Source organism: Streptomyces sp. NPDC056361 (assembly GCF_042262805.1).
GTDB lineage: Bacteria > Actinomycetota > Actinomycetes > Streptomycetales > Streptomycetaceae > Streptomyces.
In genome coordinates this window covers 1-25358 of record NZ_JBHJQI010000010.1, presented here as the reverse complement: position 1 = coordinate 25358, position 25358 = coordinate 1, and the positions used below count along the sequence as shown (strand labels likewise).

The window sequence follows — 25358 nt, the reverse complement described above, 5'->3', positions numbered from 1 at the left end:
CCCGCCCGGTCGCTGCCGGGCGGGCATCGAGGTCACGCAATCACCGACATCGGCGGGCGGCATGGGGGGAGAACCGCTGTTGGGCCGGTAGGCCGACTTACTTCGTCCGATCGGCCCTACGGCCCCTGGTCTCAGCCCAGCCGAGCCAAGAGGTGGTCTCCGACCCGGAGGGCATTGGCGATGGCCGTCAATGACGGGTTGACCGCGCCGATGCTCGGGAAGAAGCTCGTGTCGACGACGTACAGGTTGTCGAGGTCGTGGGCCTTGCAGGTGACGTCCAGCGCGGAGGCGGCGGGGTCGGTGCCGAAGCGTACGGTGCCCGCCTGGTGCGCCGTCGCACCGATCGGCATGCCCTTGTGCAGATAGATGCTGTGGGACAGCAGGTGGTGCTCGTGCATGCCCAGGTGGCCGAGCATGCCCTGCAGCTTGTGGCGCAGCCGCTTCAGGCCTTCGACGTTGTTCTTCTCGTCGAGAGCGAGGTGGATGCGGGCGTCACCGTCGAGGGTGACCCGGTTGTCGGCGAGTGGCAGGTCCTCGCCGCACAGCCAGAAGTCGACGGCGTGATGTGCCAGCACCTCGAACGGCATGTCCGGTGTGACCGCACCGGCCCACCGCGGCGCCTCGCCGTGGATCTGCTCGGCGTCCGACTTGCCCAGCATCTGGATGCCACCGAGCGGGTAGTCCCAGTCGTCCGCCCCGAGGTACCAGTCGTGCAGGGCGAGGGTCTTCTGGAACTGGGTGTCGTTGGGCTCCTTCGACACCGCCATCAGGGCCAGGTTGTTGTGGCGCATGTAGAAGCGGCCGACCACGTCGGAGCTGTTCGCCAATCCGTTGGGATGGTGCTCGTTCGCCGAGGCCAGGAGCAGCGCGGCGGAGTTGACCGCCCCGCAGGAGACGACGACCACGTCCGCCGTGAACCGGACCTCCGAGCCGTCGGGCAGCCGGCCGACGACCGCGCTGACGGTGCGTCCACTCGCATCGGTCTCCAAGCGGACCACCTGCGTATTCGTCACCATCTCGACGTTGGGATGCCGCAGAGCGGGCTCCACACAGATGACCTCGGCGTCCGACTTGCCGCGAACCAGGCACGGAAAGCCGTCCACCCGGTTGCACCGGATGCAGACACTGGAGTGGGTGGCCCGGCCCCCGTCCTCCTGGCTGAGATTGACACCGATCGGCAGGTGGAAGGGGTGCAGACCACGCTTCTCGAGGTCGTCGCTCAACTGCTGGATGCGCGGCTCGTGCTCCACGGGCGGATGGGCGTACTGGGCGCTCGCCGCGCCCTCGGTCGGATCCTCGCCGTGCCGTCCGTGCACGAGGTAGAGGTGCTCGGCCTGCGTGTAGTACGGCTCCAGATCCTCGTACCGGATCGGCCAGGCGGGAGAGAGGCCGCCGTGATGACGGAGCTCGCCGAAGTCCTCGGGCCGCAGTCGGAAGAGGGCGGCGCCGTAGAACTTGGTGTTTCCGCCGACGTAGTAGTTGACCTCGGGCGGGAACTCGCTGCCGTGCTTGTCCAGCCAGAACTCCGGTGCCCGGTACTTGCCCTTGACGAACACGGCCGTCGAGTCCCAGTTGTCCCGCTCGCGCGGCAGATAGCCGCCGCGTTCGACGAGCAGTACGCGTTTGCCCGACGGTGCGAGCCGATGGGCGAGGGTGCCGCCGCCGGCGCCGGTACCGATGATGATGACGTCGTAGTGAGGGGCGTCACCCACGGCGACCACCGTCCTTGCGATCATGGCCCGGAACTGGCGTCGGGTCCGTTTTCCCGCCGTGCGGGGCCGAGCGTCCCACCCGTTCGAACGTATCCGCCCTCCCCCTGAACGGCGACCGGAGTGGCGGTCGCCGCCCGGCCCCGTCGGTCACAGCACAGCGATCGGGTTCACCGGCGAGCCGGTGGCTCCGGGCAGCCGCAGGGGGGCGACCGCGCACAGGAAACTCCATCGCCCCGCCTGCGCGCAGACCGGGACCAGGTCCTCGAACTGCAGGTAGTCCATCAGATGGATGCCCATGGCATGGATGGCCAGGACATGCACGGGGAAGGAGATGCCCTGCACCGCGCTGGGCGCGGTGTCGTTGTTGCCGTCTCCGCCCAGGACGGCGACCTTCCGCTCGGCCAGGAACCCCAGGGCGTTCGGGTGGAGGCCTGCCCGAGCCGTCGCCGCGTTCCACGGTCCGAGTTCCGTACGACGGAGGCGATGCCCCACCCGTACGAACAGCAGGTCTCCCGGTCCGACGCGAACCCCTTGCGCGGCCTCGGCGGCCGACAGATCGTCCGACGTCACCTGATCGCCCGGTTCCAGCCAGGGCACGCCACGCAGCCGCGGGATGTCCAGCAGGACGCCCCGGCCGACGATGCCGTCCGCGGCCAGGCCCACGGAGAGCGCACGGGCACCCTCGGGCGTCACGCTGCTCGCGGGCACCCCGCCGTACAGCTCCCCGTCGAGCACCACGTGGCAGAGCGCGTCGAGATGGCTGTCCGCGTCCCCGTGCACGTTCATGGCGAAACGGTCGGTGGCGAAGTGCAGTCCCTCCGCGTCGAGGTCGTCCGGAGCAGGCCCGGTCATCCGGTGCACCGCGGGCTCGGGGTCGTCGGGGCCCGGCACGGTCTCGATCGGAGCGGCCAGCGACACCGTACGTCCGAGGCGGACTTCCGCGACGGCCGCCACCACCCGCTCGGGCGTCACACGGCAGAGTGCGCCACGCCGACCGTCACCCGTCGACTGCGCGGACTCGCGCCGCAGCCGCTCGTAGAGCGCCCGGAACTCGTGCGCGGGCATACCGGGATCGGGCACGGCCACGGGCTGTGCGGTCGGGGTCATGGCGGCCCCCAGGGGCTGAGGCCCCACCGGAGCACATGCGTGGCGCCCGGCTCGAGCACGGTGAGATCCGTGCCGCTGCGAAAGGCGTCCGGGGGACAGGACATGGCCTCCACGGCGACGCCACGCCTACGCCTCTCGGGTTCCGCCAGTGTGTCGCCCGTGTACACCTGTACGTACCGGGCGCCTTCGCCGAGCCACAGATCGACACCCCGCAGCCCCGAGGGATGTGCCAGTCGCACGACGGCCCGGCCGTCGGGGGCGCGGTCGAGTCCGGTGAAGGCGGTGTCCAGGCGCAGACCGCCGAGGGGGCGGGCGGTGCGGAAGTCGTACGGGGTGCCGTCGACGGACTCCCTGCCGATCGGCAGACCCCGTTCGTCGGTACGCAGCAGATACCGGGCGGGAACGGTCAGCAGGGCGCTGTCGACGAGGTCGGTGCCGATGGTGAGATAGGGGTGCTGGCCCACCCCGTAAGGGGCGGGCTCCGTACCGGTGTTGGTGGCGTGGACGGTGGTCCTGAGCCCTTCCGGACCAAGCCGGTACTCGACACGGACCTCCAGGAGGAACGGATACCCGGGCTGAGGACAGAGCGTCGTGCCGAGCATCACCGCGTCATCGGTGCGGGCGACCGGTTTCCACAGGGTCCAACGGAGCAGTCCGTGGATCGCGTTGTTCCTCTCGACCTCCGTCAGGGGGAGTTGCAGGCTCCTGCCGCCGAAGTCGTAGCGCCCGCCGCCCACGCGGTTCGGCCAAGGGATGAGCAGTTGTCCTCGTCCGCCCGTGATGGCGGACCCTGCGGAGAACCCGTCGAGCAGAGGTCGGCCGTGCACGACGTAGTCGCGCAGGGCGCCGCCCAGCTGGACGACAACCGCACTCTGTGCTCCGCGAACCAACCGCCATGACTCGCCCGTGGGGTCGGCGGGCTCGGAAGGCCCGTTGCGCGCGACGGCGCGGACGGGTTGCTCCGTGTCCGACCCGGCAGGCCGTCTCCCGGAAGCGGACTCCCGGCGCATCAGCGAGAGAACCGCTGTGACGACGGCCTCGGGAGGCTGGTCGACCTCCACCACCAACGGGTGCTCGTCGGGCGTCGGCTCCTGGAGTTCCGCGAGCTGGCTCTCCAACAGGCCCGCCGGGAAGAAGTGGCCGTGCCGAGAAGCCAACCGCGAGCCCAGCAGCTCGCGCGAGCCGTGCAGGTACACCAGCAGAACTTCCGGGCGCCCTGCCAGCAGGGTGTCCCGGTACGCACGCTTGAGCGCGGAGCAGGTCACGACGGCCTGGCGACGGGTGGTGATCGCCTCGCCCATCCACTCCCGGATGGCTTCGAGCCACGGTCCCCGGTCGCTGTCCGTGAGGGGATGACCGGCGGCCATCCTGGCGCGGTCGGCCTCTGAGTGGAACTCGTCCCCGTCCCGGAACACCCAGCCGAGGCGCTCGGCGAGGAGGCGCCCCACCGTCGTCTTGCCCGACCCGGCGACGCCGACGACGAGCACGAGTCGCGGCAGCTCCTCTGTCGCTGTTCCGTCCGCCACGGGTACGGGTCCCGGACCTCAGGCCCGCACCGGCCGGGGCGCGACGCGTGAGCTGAAGGTCATGACGGCGGCGGCGCACACCATCCATCCGCCGCTGTGCGCTTCCGCTCGCCGACCGGGCGCAGTCGCGTGGGTCGTCATGGACAGGCTCCTCCGCTCGTCCGGCCTGGCCGCCGAGGCGTCGCCTCCGGTGGGTCGTACACCTCCAATCTGACCCCCGGCGCCATGCGGCGCACGTCGGCCGAGAGCCCTGGTGACCTTTGCCGAGGGACACCGGTCACCGCGTACGCTGCACCGACGCCTGCGCCACGCCATGGACCTGGCCGGAGTCAGGACCCGGATGCAGCGCGGTCCGCCGGATGGGGTACTTCGTCAGCGCCGCCGAACGCTGCGCGCGGCATATGTTTCAGCGACTCGGTAGCTTCTTGATCAGGTGTCCTCGCAGCAGGATGCCCATCGGCGCCCCTGCGAGGGCCTGCCGACGACGGCCCGAGGCGAGGAGAGCAGCGTGTCCCGACCTGTCACTGTGGGAGTGGACGGCTCTGAAGGAAGCGTGGCTGCGGTGGACTGGGCCGCCGACGAGGCGGCGCTGCGCGGCGACGGCCTGCGACTGGTGTACGCCACACGGTGGGCGGAGCATCAGCTGGGGGCGATGAAGGTGTCGCACGAGGACCGTGCCGGCGCGGCGGAGGGCGTGCTGGCTGAGACCGAGCGGCGTGTCGGGTCCCGGCAGCCGGGCCTTGCCATGACCGCTGACGAGGTCGAGGACGCGCCCGTCAGCGTGCTGCTCGCCGCCGCTGCCGAGGCGGATCTGCTCGTCGTCGGCTCTCATGGGCTGGGGAGCGTCCGCGGGTTCGTCGTCGGTTCGGTAGGGCAGGAGGTCGTCGCGGCAGCAGAGCGTCCCGTGGTGCTCGTTCGCCCCGGATACGAGAAGGACAGCTCGGGTGCATCCGAAGGGAACAGTCGCCGGAAGGTGGTCCTCGGACTGGATGTGAACGAAGTCAAGGACGAGCTCCTGCACTTCGCGTTCGATTTCGCCGGGCGGCACCGCGTCCCGCTGGAAATCGTGCACACCTGGCATGAATCCTTCGTTCACCACCCCAGCGCAGCCGCGAAGGACGAGATGGCGGCAGCGCTCGCCGGCGCGATTCGACCGTACCGGGACAGGTTTCCGTCGACGGAGGTGGCGGAGGTGTCCGCTCCGGGACGGGCGGCCGAGCATCTCATCGAGGCCGCGTCGGATGCGCGCCTCGTGGTCGTCGGTCGACGCAGGGCAGCGAGGGGCGCTCACATCGGATCGATCACCCACGCCGTCATCCACCACGCCTCCTGCCCTGTCGCAGTCGTCCCGCACACCTGACGAGCACGCCCCGGCATCGGCGCCGGGGCGAGCGCGTTCGTAGGCGCGGATCGGTTCGCCGCCGGACGGTCCCGGCAGGTCACTGCTGTCTCTGCGGCTGCGGACGCAGAGGACGGGTGGACAGCAGATCGGTGGCAGACGGATATCTGTGCGCTGCGCACACTCACCACCGAGAAGGCTGTGCTCCGGGCATGGTTCCGGCCGTGGTGGCCTGTTTATGGTGCCTCGCATTCACACCGAACCCGATGGTGTGCGTCTCGGTACCAATGCCAGGAGGGCAGCCGATGAGCGCAGTCTCAGTACAGTCCGGAACCGCCGGAGTCCCGGACGGGGCCGACGGTCCGCAGCCCGTGGGCGCCTACTTCGAACGCATGCCGTTCGGGAGGGCCCACGTGCTGATCGCCCTCGCGCTGTTCATGGCCTTCGTCATCGAATCGTGGGAGCAGCTCGCCCTCGTCTACGTCTCCGCCGACCTGGGCGACGCCTTCGCCCTCGACGCCGGACGGATCGGGTGGGTTCTGTCGGCCGTGGCCCTCGGCATGATCCCCGGTGCGCTCGTCTGGGGGCCGGTCGCCGACCGGATAGGCCGCCGGGCCGTGTGCTTGTGGAGCCTCGGCTCGTACGGGTTCGTGGCGCTGGCCAGTGCCTTCTCACCGAACTTCACCACGTTGATGGTCACCCGGGTGATCTCGGGGATGGCCCTGGCCGGCATCTACACCGTCACCTTCCCCTACTTCCTCGAGCTGCTCCCGGTCAGGCTGCGCGGCAGGGCCGCGGTCTACCTGTCGATCGGCTGGCCCATCGGCGTGCTCGCCGCCGTGGGGGTGACCCAGGCGCTGTCCGGGATGGGCTGGCACGTCGTGGCCGTGGCCAGCGCGCTGGCTGCCCTGTGGGTGTTCGCGATCCGGGCGTGGGTACCCGAGTCGCCGTACTGGCTGGCGGCCCGCGGTCGGCACGCCGAAGCTCGTGCCGTGCTCCTGAAGCTCGGCGCCGAGGTCCCCGAGGGCACGCGCTTCGCCGTGGTCGAGCCCGAGCGGGCCGGTAACCCCCTCGCCCTGCTGCGCGGTCGGCTGCTCCGGATCACCGTGCTCATGCTGATCGTGAACTTCGCGTTCAACTGGGGCTACTGGGGCCTGCAGACCTGGCTTCCCACGCTGCTCATGGAGAAGGGGCTGAGCATGTCCAGCAGCCTCGGCTTCGTGGCGCTGAGCGCCCTCTTCATGATCCCGGGCTACATCTCGGCCTCGTACCTGACCGGGCGCTTCGGCCGCAAGAAGGTCTTCCTGCCCTACGTGGCGGCCGCCGCGGTCAGCGGCGTGCTGTTCGCCTACTCCGGCAGCCTCACCCAGCTGTACGTCGCCAACTTCGCCCTGTCGTTCTTCAGCCTCGGCGCGTGGGGGGTCTGGAACACCTGGAACGGCGAGTTCTACCCGACCGCGCTGCGCGCCACCGGCTACTCCTGGGCCACCGCGGCTCAGCTGATCTCCACCTCGGTCGCACCGTCAGCGGTCGGGTACCTGCTGGCGCGTGCCACCGGGTTCTCCTCCACCGTGCTGTTCATCACCGCGTTCCTGGTGGTGGCGCTGGTCGTGGCCGTGCCGCTGCCGGAGACCGAGGGCCGTGATCTGGAGTGACGTACAGGGGCAAATGGTGACAGGATCGGGCGGGTGAAACTGGGAGTGGACGTGGGACGCGTCACCACCGTCGCCGTGCTGGTCGACCCGGGCGGTCAGACGGTGGCGCGCGCGGTGGTGGACAGCGTTCCCGGCCTCGGTGAGTGTCTGCGGGCGGTGCTCGCCGCGCTGCCCGGGGATCGGAGTAGCGGTGAGGTGGACGCCGTCGGCCTCACCACGGACTTCGAGCGTCGTCCGTCGCGCCTGCGACCGGTGGCCGCGCTGCGGATCGCCCCGCCCAGCCATCCGTCCCTCGGGCCGCTCGCGGGCTGGCCCGCGCAGGCCGCCCGCGAGGTAGGGACGCTCCACGCGGTCGTCGCGGGCGGATCCGCGCTCACCGGGCGGCGACTGGCTCCGCTCGACCGGGCAGCGGTCGCGGACTTCGCGCGGCGGGCCGCCGACGACGGTGTCACCGCCTTCTCGGTCGCGGCGGCCGGCGCGCTGACCCGCCCCGACCCGGAGCTCGCCGCCGCCGAGGTCATCGCCGAAGCCGTGCCAGGGGCGGACATCACCTTGTCGCACGAGCTCGGGCGGTCGGGGCTGCGGGAACGCGAGAACACCGCCGTCCTCAACGCCGCCCTGCGGCCGTGGGCGGCACGCGTGAGCGACACGGCCGAACGCGCGCTGCGCGTCGGCGGTCTCCGGGCGCCGCTGCACCTGGCCCGCAACACCGGCGGACTGGTTTCCGCCGCGTACTTCCGCCGCTATCCGGTCCTCGCCGTCGCCTCCACCACGGCGAGCGCCGTGCGGGGTGCCGCGCTCGCGGCCGGGGCGGACCGCGCCGTGGTCGTCGACGCCGGGGCCGCGGAATTCCGGTGCGCGAGCGTCACCGACGGCGAAGTGGAAAGCTCCGACGTCGGCCCCGGGCTCGGCGGCGTCGACCTGGACCTGGCCCGGATCCGCACCGACGTGTTGCCCCGCGCCGACCTGGACCGGACCGGCTCCGAGCAGGTCGCCGACCTGGTGGCCAGGGTCCGGCGACGGGCGCCCGGCGGCGTGCTCCTCGCGGCGGGCGGCGACTGCGGTCTCGTGCCCGTCCGCGCCCAGGATCCGGCGGCCCCGATCGCCGCCGCGGCCTACGGAGCCGCCCGCTCGGACATCGTCGCCGAAGTCGACCAGGTCGCCGTCGCCGGGGGCCGTGCCGAACTCGACCGGCTGCTCGGGCTCGCCCGTGACCAGGCCCTGGCCCGGGTCGTCGCCGCCGGTGCCGCCCCGGCGACCGCCCGCGTCGCGTTCGCCGCCCACACCCCCGTGTCCTACCTGCCCGAGGGCGTTCACCGCCTCCGCGTCCGCGCCGTCGGATCCCCCTCGGGAATCCCGTCATGACCCGTAGCCGCCGCACATGACGCCAGGGGAGGGGACCGCGCTGGACGCCGCACGGCTGGAGGAGCTCGCCAAGGGGGCGCTGGTGCTCGCAGCGGGCGCCGAGCATTCCTCGTACCGGGCGAGCCTCGACTGGGCGCGGGCGACCATCGCGGAGTACGGGCCGGTGCCGCTGGTCCGCCCCGGCGACCTGGGCTCCGAGCGGACGTGCGTCACGGTCAGCCTCCTCGGCTCCTCGGCCGCGCTCGCCGAGCAGCTGCCCACGGGCGAGGAGCCGCGCCGGGCGGTCCGGGCGCTGGAGCGCCGCCTGGGCAGGGCGGCGGGCGCCGTCGTGCCGCTCAACACCGCGGCCGAGAACGCCCTGCTCGCCGTCGTCACAGCGGCGTCCTGCGGGCTGCCGTTGGTGGACGGGGACGGCTGCGGACGAGTGCTCCCCCTGCTGGAACAGACCACGTTCACCATCGCCGGGGTCGATGTCGCCCCGGTCGCCCTGGCCACGCCCGCCGGGGACGTGGTCGTCGTGGAGGCGGCCGGCAGCCGCGTGGAGGAGCTCGTACGGCCGCTGGTCCTCGCGGCCGGAGGCTGGGCGGTCGCCGCCTGCTACGCGATGGACGGCGAACGCCTGGCGGCCGCCGTGGTTCCCGGCACCGTGAGCCGGGCCCTGGCGGCGGGGCGCCCGACGCATGGCGACCCGTTCGCGCTGTGGCAGCCGCGGCCCCGTCGACTGGGCATCGGGCGGATCACCGCCGTGGAGCATCCCGCGACGTCGGTATCGGACACCGTCGGGGGTACGGCGCTCCCGTCCAGGCCGACCAGCGTGGTCGTCACCGAGACCGAGGGCCTGCACAGACGGTTCCGTCTGGAGGCGCACAACGAGGTACTGCTGGTCCTCGCCGACGGCGCACCGGCCGCGGCCGCGCCGGACCAGGTCCTGATGCTGTCGGCAGCGGACCAACGGGTGCTGGACGTCGAACGTGCCATGCCCGGCATCGAGGTGGAGATCGTCGTGATCCCCGCCGCGCCCGCCTGGCACACCCCGCAAGGACGCCGACTGGCGGCTGCCGGTGGGCTCATCCTGCTGGACCCGGACCCGGACCCGGATGCGCGGCAGACGAAACACCCAGACGGGGAACGACCCGAGGAGACCCGGTGGTGAGGCGTCCCGACCTGTCCGCACCCATGACCGTCGCGGAGCTGGTGCAGTACGGCCCGTTGCCCGGCGTACGCGTACTCGGCACGACGGGGCGCGACGCCCAGGTCCTGGACGTGCGCATCGTCGACCGGCGTGAAGCGCTCGACGACCTGCGTCCGCACACCGCGGTCGTCCTCACCGAGGCGCTCGCCCGGTCGGGATGGATCGTGGAGATGGCCCTGCGCAAGGCTTGGGAGCAGGCGGCCGCCTGCGTGGTCGTACCCGAGACGGCGGCGGCCGTGCATCCGCCGGGGGCACTCGCGGACCGCCTCGGCGTTCCGCTGCTGCTGATCGGCGGCGACGCGCTGGAGGGCGCCGTACGGATCGCATCCGCGGTGTCCCGGCCGGACGCCGGCCGGACCGCACTGCTGGCCGACGCCGCCCAGCGCCTGGCCGCCGCAGGCCCGCACGTCGAGCGCGTACTGGCCGCGCTGCACACGGCGCTGCCCTCGACGTCCCTGGCCCTGACCGATCCGGTGGGCGGGATGCTGGCCGGGCGGCGGGCGGCACTCGACTCCGCGCAGCCGGTGCGGCTGGACGTGCCGGGGCCCGACGGACACCCGCTCGCGGTGCTCGTGGCCGACTCCCGGTCGAAGGAGGCGGGTTGGGCGTCGACCGTCGAAGCAGTGCTGCGGCTGGCGGTACCCCCGCTGACCGCATGGGCCGCCACACGCCGCCTCGCGGAAGAACAGCTCGACCGCCGCAGCGAGTTGCTGCTGCACCAACTGACGCATCCTTCCGAGGACGAAGACGAACAGGCCCGCGCCCATGTCCGGGCCGAGGCCGCGGCGCTCGGCTGGCCGCTGGCCGGGCCTTTGATCGCGTTCGCCCTGCGACCGGCCGTCGCCGCGGACGGCGGCGCCGCGCCCGTGCCGGGACCCGTGCTGCGTGCGCTCTGGGCCAGGTACGGCATCGGTGGACCGCTCATCGCGTACGAGGACTGCTGGGTGTCATGGCGTTCGGCGGCAGTCGGCAGTCCGGTCCCCGACCCGGAGGTGTGGCTACGGCAGGGCGAGGCACAGCTGCGTACGGCCGTCCGGGCGATCGGTGACCAGCTGCCGCTCGCCGGGGGAGTAGCCGGTCCGACCGGCGGTACCGACACACTGGGCATGGCGCTCGCCGACGCCAGAGCCGCTGCGGCCGTCGCCGCCGTACCCGGGTCGGTGGTCCGCGCCGACCGTATGGGACCCGCCCAACTGCTGTCCGCGTTGCCCGCGGAGGCGCTGCGGCGGCCCGCCGAGGTCGTGCTGGCCCCGCTGCTCGCCGCGGACCGGGACGGAACGTTGCTGCGTACGCTGGCGGTCGTCCTGGACCAGGGTGCCGCCCCCTCGGCGGCGGCGGAGATCCTCGGTGTCCACCGGAACACGGTCGCGGCGCGCCTGGAGCGCATCCGCGCACTCGGCTTCGACCCCGAAGACCCCGCCCAGCGCCTCCCTCTGCACCTGGCCTGCCGCGTCCTGCTGGCCGAGTCCTGAGCGGGAAGCGGCGATGAACACGCCACCCCATGAGGAGGGCCCGGTCGCCGAGGGGGATTCGGCAACCGGGCCCGGTTCGGGGCGGAGGCGGAGCGGTGGGACCTCAGGACTCCACGCCGTAGGCGGACGCTGCCCGCTCACGGCTCAGCAGGCCCTGCCGGAGGTCTTCCCGGACCGCCTCGGCGGGGCGCTCCGCGACGGGACCGAAGCCGCCGCCTCCGCCGCTCTCGCAGCGCAGCACGTCGCCCTGGCGCACGGCCAGCGCGTTCGCCTTGAGCAGTTCGCGCTCGCCGTCCCGGCCGGGGTTGAGGACGACGCGGGGCGCCGCGCCGGTGCCGCCGCCGAAGACACCCCACGCGGGGGTCACGGAACGCTCCCACCACAGCGACAGGTTCTGGTCGGCCTCGAACGTGTACTGGCGCACCACGCCGTTGCCGCCGCGGGTGCGACCCGCCCCGCCGGAGTCGGTACGGATCGCGTACTCGGTGACTCGTACGGGGAACAGCGTCTCCAGCACCTCGACGGGCATGTCCCGCAGGGAGCCGTTGACGTTGTTGATCAGGCAGGACTCGCCGTCGTCGGTCTGCCAGGCGCCCCAGCCGCCGACCGTCGCCTCCTGGGATACGAAGAGCCTGCCGTTGCGCGGGTCGGTGCCGGTGAACTGCACGATCATCGAGTCGCCGTAGCTGGCGGCGGCCGCTCGCGCGGGCACCGCGGGCGCCAGCGCCTTGACCACCAGGTCGATGACCAGGCCGAGGTGGGAGTAGTAGTACTGGCACGCCGCCGGCTCCACGGCGGCGAGCATGGTGCCCGGCCGGGTGACCACCCTCAGGGGCCGGAAGGAACCGCCGTTGAGCGGGACGTCGCCACTGACCAGCAGCTTGTAGCCGACCCGGCAGGCGGCGACGGTCTGCGCCGCACCGCAGTTGACGGGACCGGTGGCCTGGTCGGCGCAGTCGGTGACGTCCATGGTCATCCGGTCGCCGTCGATCTCGACGCGTACGGTGACGTGGAGCGGGGTACGCAGGTCGATGCCGTCGTTGTCCAGATAGCCGGTCGCCTCGTAGACGCCGTCGGGAATGGCGGCGATCTGCTCCCTCTCCAGCCGCTCGGTCTGCGCGAAGATGGCGTCCCGCGCGGCGAGGACGGTCCCCAGTCCCCAGCGGCGGACGATCTCGGCGAACCGCCTCGCACCGGTACGGGCGCAGGCCACCTGGGCGCGCATGTCCCCGAGGGTGGGCTGCGGGAAGCGGACGTTGCGGGCGATCAGCGAGTGTGCCTGCTCGCAGGGTTCGCCGCCCTCGTAGATCTTCAGCGGGCCCATCCGCAGGCCCTCCTGGTAGATCGAGGTGGAGTCCATCGAACCGCCGGGGTCCTTGGAGCCCATGTCGATCCAGTGCGCACGGGACGCGGCGAAGCCGATCAGCTCGCCGTCGGCGGTGTCCTCGGTGAAGATCGGCGCGTAGACGGTGACGTCGTTGAGGTGGGTGCCGCCGATGTAGGAGTCGTTGAGGACCCAGACGTCGCCGGGCTTCCAGACGTCCGCGCCGTACCTCTCCTCGGTGGCCCGGGTGCACACCTCCAGGTTGCCCAGGAAGATCGGCAGGCCCGAGGACTGGCCGAGCACGTTGTGGTCCCGGTCGAGGAGGGCGACCGCGCAGTCCTTCGCCTCGTAGATGGTGGGCGTGTAGGAGGACCGGATGAGGGTGGTGTTCATGTCCTCCGCGGCCTGCAGCAGCGCGCAGCGGATGATCTCGGTGGTGACCGGGTCGACGACCCGGCTGCCGGTGTCGGTCATGCCGTGGCTCCAACCTTGATGACGAGGAAGCCGTTCTCGTCGACGGTGACCGACGAGTCCGGGGGGACGACGGTGGTGGAGGTGGCCTCCACGATGACCGCGGGACCGTCGACGCGCTGCCCGGGTGCGAGCCGCTCGCGGCGCAGAACGGTGGTGTCGTACGAGCGGCCGCCGAACACGACCGGCCGCTGCCGGACGGTGTCGGAGGCTGCCTCGTCGGCGGCGTACGCCACCGGTGCGGCCTCGGGCAGCGCACCGAGCGCGGTGCTGCGCAGGGTGACGAACTCGACGGGCGCCTCGGGCGTGGCGTGCCCGTAGCGGCGTTCGTGGAGGGCGGCGAAGCGCTCGGCCGCGGTGGCGAGGAAATCCTCGCCGGCCGGTTCGGCGGCGGCGAGCAGCGGCACGGCGAGGGTGTAGTCCTGGCCCTCGTACCGCATCTCGACGACGTGTTCGACCCGCTGCCGCTCCGCGGGGACGCCCTGCTCGGTGAGCGCGGCCAGCGACTCGTCCTCCAGGTCGGCCAGCGCGCGGGCCATGGCCTCGCCGTCCAGGTCGGCGCCCGGGGTGAAGAACTGACGGGTGAGGTCGCGGCGGACTTCGGTGCCGAGCATGCCCCAGGCGGAGAACGCGCCGGGGAAGCGCGGCACGACGACCTCGCCGATGCCGAGCTCGCGGGCGATCTCCACCGCGTGCATCGGGCCCGCGCCGCCGAACGCCAGCAGGACGAACTCGCTCGGCTCCAGGCCGTGTTCGACGGTGAGCGTACGGATCGCCTGGGCCATCTTGGCGTTGGCGACGTCGCAGATCCCGCTCGCCAGTTCCACCGGCTCCAGACCGAGCTCATCGGCGAGATCAGCGACGGCCCGCTGGGCCGCGGCCACGTCGAGCGTCATGTGGCCGCCGGCGAACCAGTCCGGGTCGACGCGTCCGAGCACCGCGTTGGCGTCGGTCACGGTGGCCTGGGTACCGCCGCGCCCGTAGCAGGCCGGGCCGGGGACGGCTCCGGCGGACTCCGGGCCCACGCGCAGGCCACCGGCCTCGGCATAGGCGAGGGAGCCGCCGCCGGCGCCGATGGTCTGCAGGTTGACCAGCGGCATCAGGACCGGGAAGCCGTCCGCCGAGCCCTCGTTGGAGACGTCGGGGCGGCCTTCGAGGACCAGCGACACATCGAAGGAGGTGCCGCCCATGTCCACGCAGATCGCGTTGCGCCGGCCCAGCAGGCCCGCGGCCGCCGCGCCGCCCATGGTGCCGCCGACCGGCCCGGACAGCAGGGTCTGCAAGGGGTGGCGGCGGGCGTAGGAGGCGTTCACGATGCCGCCCGAGGACTGCATCACCTGGACCGGGACGGTCAGGCCGTGCTCCGCGAACCGCCCCTCGATCCGGCCCAGATAGCGGCGCACCACGGGGCCCGTGTACGCCTCCAGGACGGCCGAGGACGTCCGCTCGTACTCGCGCCACTCGCCCGCCACCTGGTGCGACAGAACCACGACGAAGTCTTCGCCGTCCTCGCCGAGCTCCTGCTCCAGGATCTTCCCGGCCAGCAGCTCGTGGTCCGGGTTGACGTACGAGAAGAGGAACGAGACGGCGACCGCGTCGAAGCCCTCGTCCTTCGCGCGTCGGGCGGCGGCCCGTACGGCGTCCTCGTCGAGGGGTTCGAGCTCGGTGCCGCGCCAGTCGAAGCGGCCGCTCGCCTCCATCGTGTCGCAGCGCTCGACCAGCGGCTTCGGCTTGCGGTAGTGCAGGTCGAACATCCGGTCCCGGTTGCCGCGGGCGATGTGGTAGACGTCCCGCATCCCGGCCGATGTGAGCAGCAGGACACGGGCGCCCTTGCGCTCCAGCAGGGCGTTGAGGCCCTGCGTGGTGCCGTGCACGAAGAAGGAGATGTCGCCGGGCGAGTCCACCGCCCGGCCCAGCGAGGCGAAGACTCCCTCGGCCAGGTCGCCCGGGGTGGTGGGAGCCTTGGCCGCGAAGTAGGTACCGCTGTGTTCGTCATAGGCGACGACGTCGGTGAAGGTTCCACCGATGTCCATGGCCACCCGGTATGTCATTGCGCCTCCCGGCTTTCTCAGGGGATCGCCGAGGACGCTAGCCCGAGGCTTCCGGGGAGGGCTGTGCGCGGCGCACGGGTGGCGGGCCGCCACAGTGCGCCGTGCCCGGCTCAGTGATCGCCGACGGGGACACCGCCCGGCTGCTGCACGTCCTCGTGCAGGTGGACGATGCGCCACGCCGCGTCGACGCCCTGCCGCAGGACCGCGGTGTTTCGGACCAGCTCGGGGCGCAACTCGCCGGCCGACGGGTCGGGCGCGAAGTCCACCCGCAGCCAGAAGCGCAGCACCGCGATGTCACCGAAGACGTCCACGACCTGCCCGTACGACTCCAGCCCGGTCTCCACCGGCCCCTCACCACCGGCCGGGCGTTCCTCGCGCACCCGGTCCAGGTCCGGCTTCCCGAAGAGCAGCCCGGCAGTCCCGGAATCCCACACGGTCGCCTCCGGGTCCAGGCAGGCGTCGATCCGGGCGCGGTCCCCGGCCGAGTAGGCCTCGTACATGGTGGTGATCACCTGCCACACAGCGGCTGCCGTCTCAGGGGCGGCGCCGGGGCGGGCACCGACGGAGAACGAAGGGGATGCGGGCATGGCAGGGCCTCCTGGAGCTGCGCGGGAGAGGTCGCGCCTCCGAACGGGACAGCGACGGGCAGTCAACCTACACACCCAGGCCCGGAGCCCGTGGCGCGTGCCCATGCGCCCTTCTCTTGGCGAGGCCTGGTCCGGAGACGGCCCGGACCTTGGCCCGGGCGCTCCCCGGCGGAGAGACTGGGCCGGCTTGGGGCGTTCTGGGAGTGGCCCACAAGCGACGACGCTCTCCAGGTTGTAGCGGGCCTCGCGGTCGTCCAGGTCGAGGGCGGCGGACCGGACGAAGCCTCGGCGGCCCGGGTCCACGAGCCGGAACGGAGCCAGCGGCGGCGCAGAGGGAGCAGCGAGAAGTCGTTGTGGGCCTGGCTGCCGTCCGGGGCGAGGCGCAGCGCCGTCTCGTATGCCTGCTGGAGGCTTGCCCAGTCCTCCAGGTGCGCGGCGGCGCGTAGGCCGCCGGCCGCATGGGCGATTGCCGCCCCGCCGGGCCGACGCTCGGGGGACGCAGCTCGTGGGTGGGCCGCTCAGCAGGGAGGCGCGGCGATCTGGTCGCGATGGCCGTCGTTGTCCGAGAGGGACGACGGCAGCGCCCTCCCGTGCTTGGCGACGGTGGTGCGGTCGGTTGAGAGGTGGCGTAGCGGGTGGGAATCACGGTGACGACCGCGGGAGCGATGTCCAGGGCTGCCGCAGCCATCACGCAGTGCCACGATGAAGGGAAAGAGATTTGTCGCCAGGCGCTTCAGGGAGGCGACCATGGGCCGCGAGTATCACTTTCACAGCGAGCACGCAGGCTGCTCGGTCACGGTGGGCCTGCGGATGGGCGGGACGCGGGAGCTGGAGCTCCTCGTGGACGGGAAGCAGGTCGCCGCTGCCCGCGTCCATGGCCACCACGCGCAGACGGCGGTGATGACCACGATCCTGCCCACCGACCCGCCTCGCGGCATCGAGGTCGAGGTGACGCTCCCGGGCGCTCTCGGCGGCGATCCGGCAAGCATCCTGCTCGCGGGTGGCGAACGCACTCCCATGCCCGCCCGGGAGGTTCCCCGGCGGGCGCGTCCGGCGGAGGCCGACTGGTACTCCTGACCGTGTCGGGGCGCCCGGTACGGTCGCGCACTTCTCCGCGAAGTCGGCCGACGCCCGGTCGAAGGAGTCGCCCGTCCGGTCCGTGCCCGGAGGACTGCGCCACCGAGTAGGGGGCGAAGCCGCGTCATGCAGGGCTGATCCGCGCCCACCACCGGCTTGACGAGCATCGCCGTCGACGAAGCCGACCGGTGGGCCGACGGCTGACCACGGGACGCCCTCGATGGTCAGCCGTCGGCGATCACCAAGACCAGGCGGGTGGCCAAGCGAGTGAAGGCGCGCCCCTTGTGTGCGCCCGTGGTGCACGCCCCGCTCGGTGGGCAGCAGCAGAACGAACGCGCCAACCGGCACTTGACGGCATGTCACCTCGTCGTCGGTTCCTTGTGTGCGGGAGCCTGCGACGCGCCGGCCGGTGGCGGGCTGAGTCGTTTTGACACGACATAGGCGACCACGACCGTGACGATGACGAGTGGCATGACGGTGAGGCCCTGCGATCCCAGCAGCAGGGTGGCCAACAGCACCGAGGTCAGCGGGAGCCCGAGCATGGTGACCGACATGGCTCCGATCCCCATCGCGAACGCGGGGGTGAGCTCCAGCCCAGGAAGGTGGGACAGCGCGATCCCGCCCGTCGCCCCCAGGAACATCGCCGGGAAGATCGGGCCTCCTCTGAACGCGCTCAGTGAGGCGCAGTACGCCAGCCCCTTGCACGCGACGAGCAGGGTCAACGTACCGACGGAGTAGTCGGCGCTGTTCGCGAGCAGCGGGCCCATGGCGGCCTGCCCCGAGTACAGCACGTCGGTCGCGGCTTTCCCCGTGCCTTCGGCGAAGGCGATGGCGAGCCCCGCGACCGCCAGGCCCATCAGCACGGTGGCGGTCACCCGGCGCCGCTCGACACGGGGCTGCGCCAGGAGGGCGAGCCGCCGGATGCCCGTGCCGACGAGGGCCGCCACCAGTCCGATGACGAGTGCCCAGCCGAACTCGGTGACATCGGGCGTGTTGGCGTGCGGGACCTCCGGAAGCGCCAGCGAGTACGTGCCGAGACCGGTCCAGCTGTCCAGGCCGATGAAGACGAGCGAGCCGATGCCGGCGGCGAGCAGGCCGGGTACAAGCACGACCCCGAGCATCGGCCCGCCGATTCCCGAAGCCTCCATGAGCAGGAACGCCCCGGTGATGGGTGACCCGAGCAGGGTGCTCACCGCGGCGAAGCTTCCGGCGGCTCCGACGACGGCCCCGGCCCGCTCCGGCAGGTCCGGCTTGAGCAGGCGTACGAGCCAGATGGCCGTGCCGCTGCCGAGGGCGATGAGCGGTGCCTCGGGGCCGAGGACGGCACCGAGGGCCAGCGTGGCCACGGCGGCGACGAAGATGCCGGGAAGCTCGCGCGGCTTCGGCGCGCCGGTCGTCGACAGCCCCTCGGCGGGCTTGTGGCCACCGATTCCCGGAAGGTATCGGATGCTCGCTCCGACCAGCAGGCCTGCGACGGCGAGCAGCGGCAGGGGCCACCAGGGAGGGGTTGCCTGGAAGCCCAGCGCCTTGGGCAGGTCGGTGTAGGTCCACGGCTGGAGCTCGTTGACCAGGGCGAGGAAGCCGTACGCGGCTGCCGAGATCGGCACTCCGAGCGCCGCCGCCATGACCAGGAGCCCGACGTAACCGCGGGTCCTGACCATGGCAAAGGGATCCGGCGTCAGCTCGCCCGGTGCTCCGACAGGTCTGTCGGCCGACATGCGTATCAGCTCCTTGGCTCGACATTCATCGGGATCGCGGCGGTCCACTGGCGTTTTCCTGACGTGGTACCACGCGGCGGCCGCTGTACCCGGCGGGCTCACCGCCTTTGTGCGGTGGTGGAGTGATGGTCATTCAGGCGGACCAAGGTCCTCGTCGGGTGACTCACCCGATCGGGCCTGCACCGTCGGCGAGCCGGTCCCGTCCCGGGGGTGCGGGGCGCGCGGCCGGTCGAGTCCCACGCGGACAGCGCCCAGGACGGTGTGTGCGGCGGCGCCACACATATGGGTCAGGGACTTGTCGAAGGAGCCGGACGGGCTCCTTGCCATGAGGAGCAAGCCGCTGCGAACAACAGGATGAACAGCGAGCGGGTGGTCGCGAGCGCCTCGCCGGCTCTCAGCCGAAGGTGCGGGGACCGGATGATCGAACCCGTCTGCCGGGGACGATACGCCGAGGAGTCGCGCGTCAGGGGGCAGGTACTCGTTCCGCCTGTTCGTCGGGCGGCAGCAGGTCCTTGGCTCTTCGCTCCATCAAGACCGGTAGGTAGGTACGCACACGTGCGTACCTGAGCTCTTCGTACGCCGTCTGTACTGACCTTTGTACGAGGTCGACCTCCAGTTGGGGGTGCGCCTTCACCAGCCGCTCGGCTACAAGGCGGATGGTGAGGTCGTCCTCCTCCGATTCCGCCATCAGACACCTCGGTCTTCGTTCGGGGATCACCTCTCCTCAGTTTCGTGGAGCGGCCTTCAGCCGGGAAGTCGGTCTTTCGCCGCTGCGCACGGCCGAATGGCGCACCCATGGGTGTGCTCGCCTCCCAACTCGGGGCAACCGCGGTCTCCGCGGTGCCGGACGAGAAAGGCGCTGAGGCCGGCGGTGTGCAGAACGCCTTCACCAGCCTCGGGTCATGGCACCGCACTCGCCGGGTTCATTCCGATCGGCGTGCTGACAACGTCGTTCCTGGCCGACGTCGATCGGAACCCGGCGATCCCGGAGGGAACCAAGGGCTGTGCCTCGGTGGAACTTGCCGGCGGCGTGCCCTCCTCTCGGACCCCCACTCCAGGCGGCTCCGGACGACGCCGGAGTGAATCCGCAGCCGGCCCAGGAAGTGCTCGACGCCAACGCGCCCGGAGGGGCCTATCCGGGGGTCGCCGGCGTTGGCGGTGATCCCATGGGGAAGCGAAGGACCGACCGTCCCGCGGTCGGGGATGCAGCCGTACCGTCCCTTGTCGGTCGACCAGTGGCAGCAGTGTCGGAGGAGCGCTGGTCCCGGAGCAGGGCGGTGTCCGAGGGGCCGTGTTGGGCGTTGAGGCCGGCGGAGCCATGGTGGCCGGCCTCCGAGTCCGGTGCCCGGATGGCGAGGACGGCGAGGACGCCGCGGCGACGCGCGAGCAGCGACTCCCAGACCGCCTCTCCACCACCGGGCAGACGCCAGGTGACCCGGGTGGTGAACGGTCCCGCGCCCTCGGTGCGTTGCTCGGCTTGCCTCACGGCCCGTGACGGGATCGCCGAGCAGGTCTCCTCCCGGTGAAACGCCGCTCCGGTCCCATACCCAGAGGCACCTCCGGGCTGACCAGGCGGCTGCCTGACGATCTCAGGCACGCAGGCATCTCGTTCTGGTTGTACTCCGGTGTGGACCCGGCCGAATGCGCTCGCCGCGCGGGTCAGAGCATCGAGGTCTTCTTCCGGCACTACGCCAAGTTCCCGGACGGCGTGCGGGAGCAGGTCGACCGCCTCATCGAGCAGTCCATGGAGGAGTGGGACCGCGTCAGCCGGGGTGAGGCCCCTGCGGGGTGAGTCGGGGTTCTGGTCCGTGACTGGTCCGGAAGTGCTGGTGAGGAGTGGGATACCGGCGGAATGGACTGGGAGCTTCGGCGTAAATGCGCCCCTCCCTACGCGGGGCGAGCGAGAGGCGCCTGACGGGCAACAGCCAAGGTCAGGCGCATCTTTTCATGCCTCTAGAAGAAGCCGAGCTTCTTCGGCGAGTACGACACCAGGAGGTTCTTCGTCTGCTGCTGGTACAGCAGCTGAACCCATTGGGAAGTGCCGCGGGCTGACGCCGGACGAGGTGAAGGCCCCACATCTCCCTCGTTCTTGAGGCGGCAGTCGCGAAGGATCCTCCAGGTCTTCATGCGGGCGAGGACGTGCTCGACGCGGGCGCGGACCTTGCGGTGGGAGGCGTTTGCTCCTCTTTCCAGGTCGGTAGTCGGGCTTGGCCGTGTTCCCGGCGGTGCGGGATGACCAGGCCGATGCCGCGGTAGCCGCTGTCAGCGATCACGGTTGGGTGCAGATCTATCGAGGGTTCTCCGGGTGGCGACGGCAGACCGGCAGTCAGAAGGGCTCGGCGACGATCCAGTGCTCGACCAATCGGCCGTCGACCACCCGGCCCATGTCCATGCCCGTGAACTCGAACCGCTTTCCGGTCGGGGCTGGCCGAAGAAGTCTCCGGTGTGGGTGCTGGTGATCCGGTAGCGGTTGGCCACCCATTCACCGGTCTCGATGGTTTGCAGCGTGGTGACGGCGAAGTCGGGAACCGCGGCGAGGACGCCTTCCCGCTTAGGGCATCTGATCAACACTCACGCCGGTGTGGGTGGCATGTCCGTTTCGATTCGCCAGGTTGGTGTGGATTCCCCGGTGAGTTCGCGGCTCATTTTGTTGGCCATCGCCCAGTGGATCATCGTTCGGGATCTCTGCTGCAGGGCTTCGTAGTCGCGTGCGAGGCGGCGGTGCTGCATCAGCCGGCCGAAGGTCCGCTCGATCACCCACCGTTTGGGCCGTGGCTGGAAGCCCTTCTCTTTTCGGTCGCCGCGCCACCTCCACGTCGATCCCGAGGCCGGCGCCGTGCTGGATGACGCTGGTCTGGTAACCGCCGTCGGCCCACACCTTGGTCACGCTGGGATGGGCAGCCGCCAGCTCGGTCAGTGCCTGTGATCTTCTTGCCGGCGTCGATGCCCTGGCTGGCCTCGGCGACATTGCTGGAGGTCTTCACGCTCTGGGCGTCCACCACGACCGCGGACGATTCCACCGTTCGGGCGTTCGCCCGGCGGGTCCGGTCCCGCAGCAGATCGTGGACCTGCTCGGTGGTTCCGTCCGCTTCCCACTTGGCGTAGTAGTCGTAGACGGTCTTGAACGGCGGGAAGTCGTGCGGCAGGTACTCCCACGGAATCCCGGTGCGGTTCACGTAGAGGATCGCGTTCACGATCTCTTTCAGGTCATGCACCCGCACTGCCGCCTCGGGCCCTGGGCGGGCCGTCCGCCAGGCGACGAAGACGGGCTCGATCAACGCCCAGCTGGCATCGGAGACGTCACTGCGATACGCACGGCGAGGTGTCACGTCCCGGACAACGAGCCCTACGGCCTACAGTCACAGGAGTATCTCAAAACACCAACTACCTAGATCAGATGCCCTCTAAGGCCTGTTCCGCAACGCGATGCTCGACCGCTCCTTCGAGGACGCCGACTCCCAGCCTGGCTTCACCGCCTAGCCCAGAGGTCCTGCTGCTGGCCTCCAGGATCCAGAGCGGTGCGGCCGACGCCCGGGGGGGGGGGGGGGGCGGGGGACTAGGAGTGTGGGGAGAGGCCGCCCGGGGTGGGCGTCGGCCGCTTCTCTTGCCTTTCGGGCTACTGCCAGGCGCAGTGGACGTGGTTGCCCTCGTCCAGGGCCTCCGTCGCGCCGTACGCGCGGCAGGCGCTGACGAAGGTGGCGTTGCTGACGGACATGTTGTCCGCGTCGAACGCGATGCCCTTGTAGTGGTTCGAGTTCGACGAGTGGTCGCCGCCCGCGATCTCGGTGACCAGGAAGGTGTAGCCCCGCTCCGTGGCCAGCTTCAGCATGCCGTTGAGCATGGCCGTGGAGAGCCAGACCTCGCGCTCGCCGACGTCGCTGTAGTTGCTGGTCTCGGCGGTGGTGCCGTTCTTCGTGTCGGTGATGTTCGCCTGGGCCGTGGAGTCGGCGTCGACGACCCCGCTCACGTGGTAGGTGAGCAGGGAGATACGGGAGTTGGCGTCGATCGACGCTGCGAGCTGGGCGCGGCTGGTGCCGCCCCCGCCGCTGCCGGAGCCGCCGACCAGGGCGTTCCAGGTGTTCGGGCCCACGATGCCGTCCGCCGTCAGGCCGTGCTTGGACTGGAAGTCCTTGGCAGCGTTGGTCGACGCGGTGCCGAAGTCACCGTCGACGACGAGGCCGTACCCGTACCGGTTCAGCTGGGTCTGGGCCGCTTTGGCCGCGTTGCCGGTGCTGCCGCTCTGTACCGTGGCGACCAGCTTGGGCCAGGTCAGCGGGCCCACCGAGCCGTCGGCCGTGAGCCCGTTGGCGCTCTGGAACGCCGAGACCTTCGCCTCGGTCGCGGGACCGAACTGGCCGTCGGCCGCGATCGCGTACCCGCGGTGGTTGAGCAGGTGCTGGATCGTCGTCACCTGGGCCCCGCTGTCGCCGTTGGCGATGACGGGCCAGGTGGCGGCCGAGGCGGTGTTCGGCCCGAGCAGGACGGCCACCATCGCGGCGATGACCGCGGCGACCAGCGCCGGGAAGCGTCTGCGCATGACTCTCCTTCGCGTGCTGCGCCGGCCCGCGTCAGCGGTAGCGGACGTGCAGGTGGTTGTCGTGGTTCGGGTACTGCGTGGTCAGGCCCTCGGAGATCAGCGTCGGGTCGTTGAAGTAGATGACCTCGATGTGCCCGGGGGCCGCCGCGCGGATCGCCTGCACGAGCTGGCGGGTCGCCGACCGGTCGTAGGTGCCGGACTGCCAGGTGATCCGGCCCGCCGAGCACTGCGCGGAATCGGTGCGGATCGGCCAGATGTCGATGTCGAGCCCGACCTCGTGGCTGGCGTGGCCCGGGATGTCGCCGCCGTGCTCGAAGCCCGCGTCGCCCATCGGTACCTTGCCCTGGCCGGTCGAGGCGAACGACGCGGCTGCGGCCTCCAGCTGGCCGACGGCCGCGGCGGTGGCCCAGTTCGCGGTCGCGTTGCCGTCCGGGTTCTGGTCGCAGATGTTGGTGAAGTTCACCAGCTCGTAGTGCCAGACCAGGTTGCGCCAGGTGTCGGGGCCGACGACTCCGTCGGCGGACAGGCCCGCGTGGCTCTGGAAGGTCTTCACCGCGGTGGCGGTCGCCGGGCCGAAGTCGCCGTCGACCGTCAGGCCCGCCGAACGCTTGGCGTTGAGCAGGTACTGCACGGCCTTCACGGCCGATCCGTTGTCGCCCTGGCGCACCGTGGCGACGAGCTTGCCCCAGGTGTTCGGGCCGACGACGCCGTCCGCCGTCAGGCCCTGGGAGCTCTGGAAGGCCTTGACGGCGGTCGCCGTGCCGGAGCCGAAGACCCCGTCGGCGGCCACGGACTGGCCGTGCGCGCCCAGCAGGTACTGGAGGGCGACGACGTCGCTGCCTCGGTTGCCCGAGCTCTGCAGGTGGTACGCCGCTCCTGCGAACGCCTGGGCCGGGGTGCCCGTCTGGACGCACAGGGCCGTGGTCAGGGCGAGGAACAGGGCGATCCGGGCGCTCTGCTTGCGCAGACCGGATGATCGGAGCATGGTGCGATCCCTCTCGTGTCGAATCATGTCGGGCTCGGTTGCGATGGGTTACGGGGGCGGGGTGCGGGGACGGGGGCAGGCCGCGGGGTGTGCCTGGCGCGTTCCCGTGGACGTCCTCGTGACGGTGCTCAGGGGACCGGGTGCCCGAAGGTCAGGCCGTGCCGGTGCTCCGGTTCCCGGATGCGCGGCAGCAGGCCGCGTTCCAGCGCGCGGAGTTCGTCGCGGTGCGCCGCCTCGAAGGCGGTGCGGCGGGCGGTGCGCAGGGGTTCCCGGACCGCTTCCACCGGGGCCGTGCAGGCGGCGTAGGCCGCCCCGAGGCCCCGGTCGGCGCGGGCGACCTCCGCCCCGTCCTCGATGCCCTGGACGGTGCGGTCCGGTCGCGGGCAGCACCATCGTCGTCAGGTCCCGCTCCGCCGGCAGGCCCCGCGCCACCGTCGGCGGCCGTACGGGGCCCGACGCCGTGGGGAGGGACGCCGCGGAGAGGCCGGGCGCGGCGCCCCCGCAGCCCGTCAGGGCGGCCGCCGCGATGACGGCGCCCAGGAGCCGCGGTGATCGGCCTCTTCTTCACAGCGTCTCGTGCCTCTCGGTTGTCCGGGCGCCGCGGGGCCATCCTGCCGGCGGCCCCGCGGCGTGCTGCCGATCCGCCGGGGAGCGGGTCAGTGGGTGGTCTGGACCGTGTCGCCGCCGTCGAGCAGGCTGAAGACGCTGAACTGGGTGCCGGCGGAGAGGCCGGTGACGAGCCAGTAGGTCGAGTCGTTGACGCTGTGGTAGCCGTCGGACGCCTGGACGTACCGCTTCGAGCCGGTCACCCAGCCGGACGACTTCTTGTAACGGCCGGCGTGTAGTGGTCGTAGGTGCGGCTGCCGGCGTTGTACGAGTAGGCCAGGTTCAGGTCACCGCAGCCACTGGAGGCCTTGACGGCGATGGTGCCCTGCGACTCGTACGCACCTGCGGTGAGGGTGGTGCTGCGGATGCGACGCATGTCGTGACTCCTGTGGTCGGATGGGTGGTGCGCGAGGAGTTTGTTCCGGCCGCCGCCGTTTTCGGCCCAGCGGAATCCTGACCATGCCGACCGGTGAATGCGTAGGTCCCAGCGCCCACTCGGGACACTCCCGGGACGCGCGCCCACCGGGACGCACGGGAGGGGACGCGAGGGGACGGGACGGGACGGGGAGGGACGGGCAGCGGGAGGCCAGGGGCCCGAGGTACGGGAGAGGGGGGTGAGGCGGGAGACCGCCTC

At 71.5% G+C, this 25358-nt stretch carries 20 protein-coding genes and 3 pseudogenes; 7 read left to right on the top strand and 16 right to left on the bottom strand.

The window, feature by feature from the left end:
• Nucleotides 1–131 precede the first annotated feature (131 nt).
• The 3 genes from ACFCY7_RS05240 to ACFCY7_RS05230 all read right to left on the bottom strand — a co-directional run bounded on the left by ACFCY7_RS05240 (nucleotide 132) and on the right by ACFCY7_RS05230 (nucleotide 4345).
• Nucleotides 132–1736, bottom strand: a complete 1605-nt coding sequence (locus tag ACFCY7_RS05240) for a GMC oxidoreductase (protein WP_376481469.1) — start codon at nucleotides 1734–1736, stop codon at nucleotides 132–134.
• A gap of 123 nt (nucleotides 1737–1859) precedes the next feature.
• Nucleotides 1860–2777 (bottom strand): cyclase family protein, encoded by a 918-nt coding sequence (locus ACFCY7_RS05235; RefSeq protein ID WP_376481563.1) that lies wholly within the window; start codon nucleotides 2775–2777, stop codon nucleotides 1860–1862.
• A gap of 38 nt (nucleotides 2778–2815) precedes the next feature.
• On the bottom strand, nucleotides 2816–4345 hold the full coding sequence (locus ACFCY7_RS05230; RefSeq protein ID WP_376481468.1) for a gluconokinase, GntK/IdnK-type: 1530 nt from the start codon (nucleotides 4343–4345) through the stop codon (nucleotides 2816–2818).
• 508 nt (nucleotides 4346–4853) lie between these two features.
• On the opposite strand from ACFCY7_RS05230, the gene ACFCY7_RS05225 reads away from it, so the two are divergent.
• The 5 genes from ACFCY7_RS05225 to ACFCY7_RS05205 all read left to right on the top strand — a co-directional run bounded on the left by ACFCY7_RS05225 (nucleotide 4854) and on the right by ACFCY7_RS05205 (nucleotide 11368).
• Nucleotides 4854–5705: a universal stress protein gene (locus ACFCY7_RS05225; RefSeq protein ID WP_376481466.1), complete on the top strand. Its 852-nt coding sequence runs from the start codon at nucleotides 4854–4856 to the stop codon at nucleotides 5703–5705.
• Nucleotides 5706–5989: 284 nt separating this feature from the next.
• Nucleotides 5990–7339: an MFS transporter gene (locus ACFCY7_RS05220; protein ID WP_376481465.1), complete on the top strand. Its 1350-nt coding sequence runs from the start codon at nucleotides 5990–5992 to the stop codon at nucleotides 7337–7339.
• A 33-nt stretch (nucleotides 7340–7372) separates the two neighbouring features.
• Nucleotides 7373–8704: a hydantoinase/oxoprolinase family protein gene (locus ACFCY7_RS05215; RefSeq protein WP_376481463.1), complete on the top strand. Its 1332-nt coding sequence runs from the start codon at nucleotides 7373–7375 to the stop codon at nucleotides 8702–8704.
• Between the two features lie 16 nt (nucleotides 8705–8720).
• A complete protein-coding gene (locus ACFCY7_RS05210; protein ID WP_376481462.1) occupies nucleotides 8721–9857 on the top strand; it encodes a DUF917 domain-containing protein in 1137 nt (378 codons plus the stop codon).
• Complete coding sequence (locus ACFCY7_RS05205) at nucleotides 9854–11368, top strand: PucR family transcriptional regulator (protein ID WP_376481460.1); 1515 nt, start codon at nucleotides 9854–9856, stop codon at nucleotides 11366–11368. Before ACFCY7_RS05210 ends, ACFCY7_RS05205 begins: the two co-directional genes overlap by 4 nt.
• A gap of 103 nt (nucleotides 11369–11471) precedes the next feature.
• Here ACFCY7_RS05205 and ACFCY7_RS05200 read toward each other — a convergent pair whose 3' ends face one another.
• The 3 genes from ACFCY7_RS05200 to ACFCY7_RS05190 all read right to left on the bottom strand — a co-directional run bounded on the left by ACFCY7_RS05200 (nucleotide 11472) and on the right by ACFCY7_RS05190 (nucleotide 15801).
• A complete protein-coding gene (locus ACFCY7_RS05200; protein WP_376481458.1) occupies nucleotides 11472–13166 on the bottom strand; it encodes a hydantoinase B/oxoprolinase family protein in 1695 nt (564 codons plus the stop codon).
• Nucleotides 13163–15196 carry a hydantoinase/oxoprolinase family protein gene (locus tag ACFCY7_RS05195; protein WP_376481456.1) on the bottom strand — a complete coding sequence of 678 codons (2034 nt, stop codon included), beginning with the start codon at nucleotides 15194–15196 and terminating at the stop codon, nucleotides 13163–13165. Before ACFCY7_RS05195 ends, ACFCY7_RS05200 begins: the two co-directional genes overlap by 4 nt.
• Nucleotides 15197–15324: 128 nt before the next feature.
• On the bottom strand, nucleotides 15325–15801 hold the full coding sequence (locus tag ACFCY7_RS05190) for a YybH family protein (RefSeq protein WP_376481454.1): 477 nt from the start codon (nucleotides 15799–15801) through the stop codon (nucleotides 15325–15327).
• A gap of 747 nt (nucleotides 15802–16548) precedes the next feature.
• Here ACFCY7_RS05190 and ACFCY7_RS05185 point away from each other — a divergent pair.
• Nucleotides 16549–16878: a hypothetical protein gene (locus tag ACFCY7_RS05185; protein WP_376481453.1), complete on the top strand. Its 330-nt coding sequence runs from the start codon at nucleotides 16549–16551 to the stop codon at nucleotides 16876–16878.
• Between the two features lie 359 nt (nucleotides 16879–17237).
• Here ACFCY7_RS05185 and ACFCY7_RS05180 read toward each other — a convergent pair whose 3' ends face one another.
• On the bottom strand, nucleotides 17238–18596 hold the full coding sequence (locus tag ACFCY7_RS05180; protein ID WP_376481452.1) for a chloride channel protein: 1359 nt from the start codon (nucleotides 18594–18596) through the stop codon (nucleotides 17238–17240).
• Between the two features lie 463 nt (nucleotides 18597–19059).
• Nucleotides 19060–19284, bottom strand: coding sequence for a three-helix bundle dimerization domain-containing protein (locus ACFCY7_RS05175; RefSeq protein WP_376481450.1), 225 nt, complete (start codon nucleotides 19282–19284; stop codon nucleotides 19060–19062).
• A 927-nt stretch (nucleotides 19285–20211) separates the two neighbouring features.
• Here ACFCY7_RS05175 and ACFCY7_RS05170 point away from each other — a divergent pair.
• A complete protein-coding gene (locus tag ACFCY7_RS05170) occupies nucleotides 20212–20388 on the top strand; it encodes an integrase (RefSeq protein WP_376481449.1) in 177 nt (58 codons plus the stop codon).
• Nucleotides 20389–20549: 161 nt separating this feature from the next.
• On the opposite strand, the pseudogene ACFCY7_RS05165 reads toward ACFCY7_RS05170, so the two are convergent.
• From ACFCY7_RS05165 to ACFCY7_RS05130, 8 genes and pseudogenes are all read right to left on the bottom strand, one after another.
• Nucleotides 20550–20866: pseudogene (locus ACFCY7_RS05165) on the bottom strand (transposase family protein); the annotation flags it as partial.
• A gap of 56 nt (nucleotides 20867–20922) precedes the next feature.
• Nucleotides 20923–21167 (bottom strand): annotated as a pseudogene (locus ACFCY7_RS05160) (ester cyclase).
• Nucleotides 21168–21925: pseudogene (locus tag ACFCY7_RS05155) on the bottom strand (transposase).
• Between the two features lie 287 nt (nucleotides 21926–22212).
• The gene (locus tag ACFCY7_RS05150) at nucleotides 22213–23133 is read right to left on the bottom strand and encodes a peptidoglycan-binding protein (protein ID WP_376481447.1); all 921 of its coding nucleotides are present in this window, start codon (nucleotides 23131–23133) and stop codon (nucleotides 22213–22215) included.
• Nucleotides 23134–23164: 31 nt separating this feature from the next.
• A complete protein-coding gene (locus ACFCY7_RS05145) occupies nucleotides 23165–24118 on the bottom strand; it encodes a penicillin-insensitive murein endopeptidase (RefSeq protein ID WP_376481445.1) in 954 nt (317 codons plus the stop codon).
• Between the two features lie 128 nt (nucleotides 24119–24246).
• Nucleotides 24247–24402, bottom strand: a complete 156-nt coding sequence (locus ACFCY7_RS05140) for a hypothetical protein (RefSeq protein ID WP_376481444.1) — start codon at nucleotides 24400–24402, stop codon at nucleotides 24247–24249.
• A 372-nt stretch (nucleotides 24403–24774) separates the two neighbouring features.
• Nucleotides 24775–24927, bottom strand: coding sequence for a hypothetical protein (locus ACFCY7_RS05135; protein WP_376481442.1), 153 nt, complete (start codon nucleotides 24925–24927; stop codon nucleotides 24775–24777).
• Nucleotides 24924–25100 carry a hypothetical protein gene (locus ACFCY7_RS05130; protein WP_376481440.1) on the bottom strand — a complete coding sequence of 59 codons (177 nt, stop codon included), beginning with the start codon at nucleotides 25098–25100 and terminating at the stop codon, nucleotides 24924–24926. The genes ACFCY7_RS05135 and ACFCY7_RS05130 overlap by 4 nt, the downstream gene beginning before the upstream one ends.
• Between the last annotated feature and the right edge of the window lie 258 nt (nucleotides 25101–25358).

Coding starts and splice junctions, on each gene's coding strand:
- ACFCY7_RS05240 (WP_376481469.1), bottom strand. CDS start 1,736: ATGATCGCAAGGACGGTGGTCGCCGTGGGTGACGCCCCTCACTACGAC.
- ACFCY7_RS05235 (WP_376481563.1), bottom strand. CDS start 2,777: ATGCCCGCGCACGAGTTCCGGGCGCTCTACGAGCGGCTGCGGCGCGAG.
- ACFCY7_RS05220 (WP_376481465.1), top strand. CDS start 5,990: ATGAGCGCAGTCTCAGTACAGTCCGGAACCGCCGGAGTCCCGGACGGG.
- ACFCY7_RS05210 (WP_376481462.1), top strand. CDS start 8,721: ATGACGCCAGGGGAGGGGACCGCGCTGGACGCCGCACGGCTGGAGGAG.
- ACFCY7_RS05200 (WP_376481458.1), bottom strand. CDS start 13,166: ATGACCGACACCGGCAGCCGGGTCGTCGACCCGGTCACCACCGAGATC.
- ACFCY7_RS05195 (WP_376481456.1), bottom strand. CDS start 15,196: ATGGACATCGGTGGAACCTTCACCGACGTCGTCGCCTATGACGAACAC.
- ACFCY7_RS05190 (WP_376481454.1), bottom strand. CDS start 15,801: ATGCCCGCATCCCCTTCGTTCTCCGTCGGTGCCCGCCCCGGCGCCGCC.
- ACFCY7_RS05185 (WP_376481453.1), top strand. CDS start 16,549: ATGGGCCGCGAGTATCACTTTCACAGCGAGCACGCAGGCTGCTCGGTC.
- ACFCY7_RS05180 (WP_376481452.1), bottom strand. CDS start 18,596: ATGTCGGCCGACAGACCTGTCGGAGCACCGGGCGAGCTGACGCCGGAT.
- ACFCY7_RS05175 (WP_376481450.1), bottom strand. CDS start 19,284: ATGGCGGAATCGGAGGAGGACGACCTCACCATCCGCCTTGTAGCCGAG.
- ACFCY7_RS05150 (WP_376481447.1), bottom strand. CDS start 23,133: ATGCGCAGACGCTTCCCGGCGCTGGTCGCCGCGGTCATCGCCGCGATG.
- ACFCY7_RS05145 (WP_376481445.1), bottom strand. CDS start 24,118: ATGCTCCGATCATCCGGTCTGCGCAAGCAGAGCGCCCGGATCGCCCTG.
- ACFCY7_RS05130 (WP_376481440.1), bottom strand. CDS start 25,100: ATGCGTCGCATCCGCAGCACCACCCTCACCGCAGGTGCGTACGAGTCG.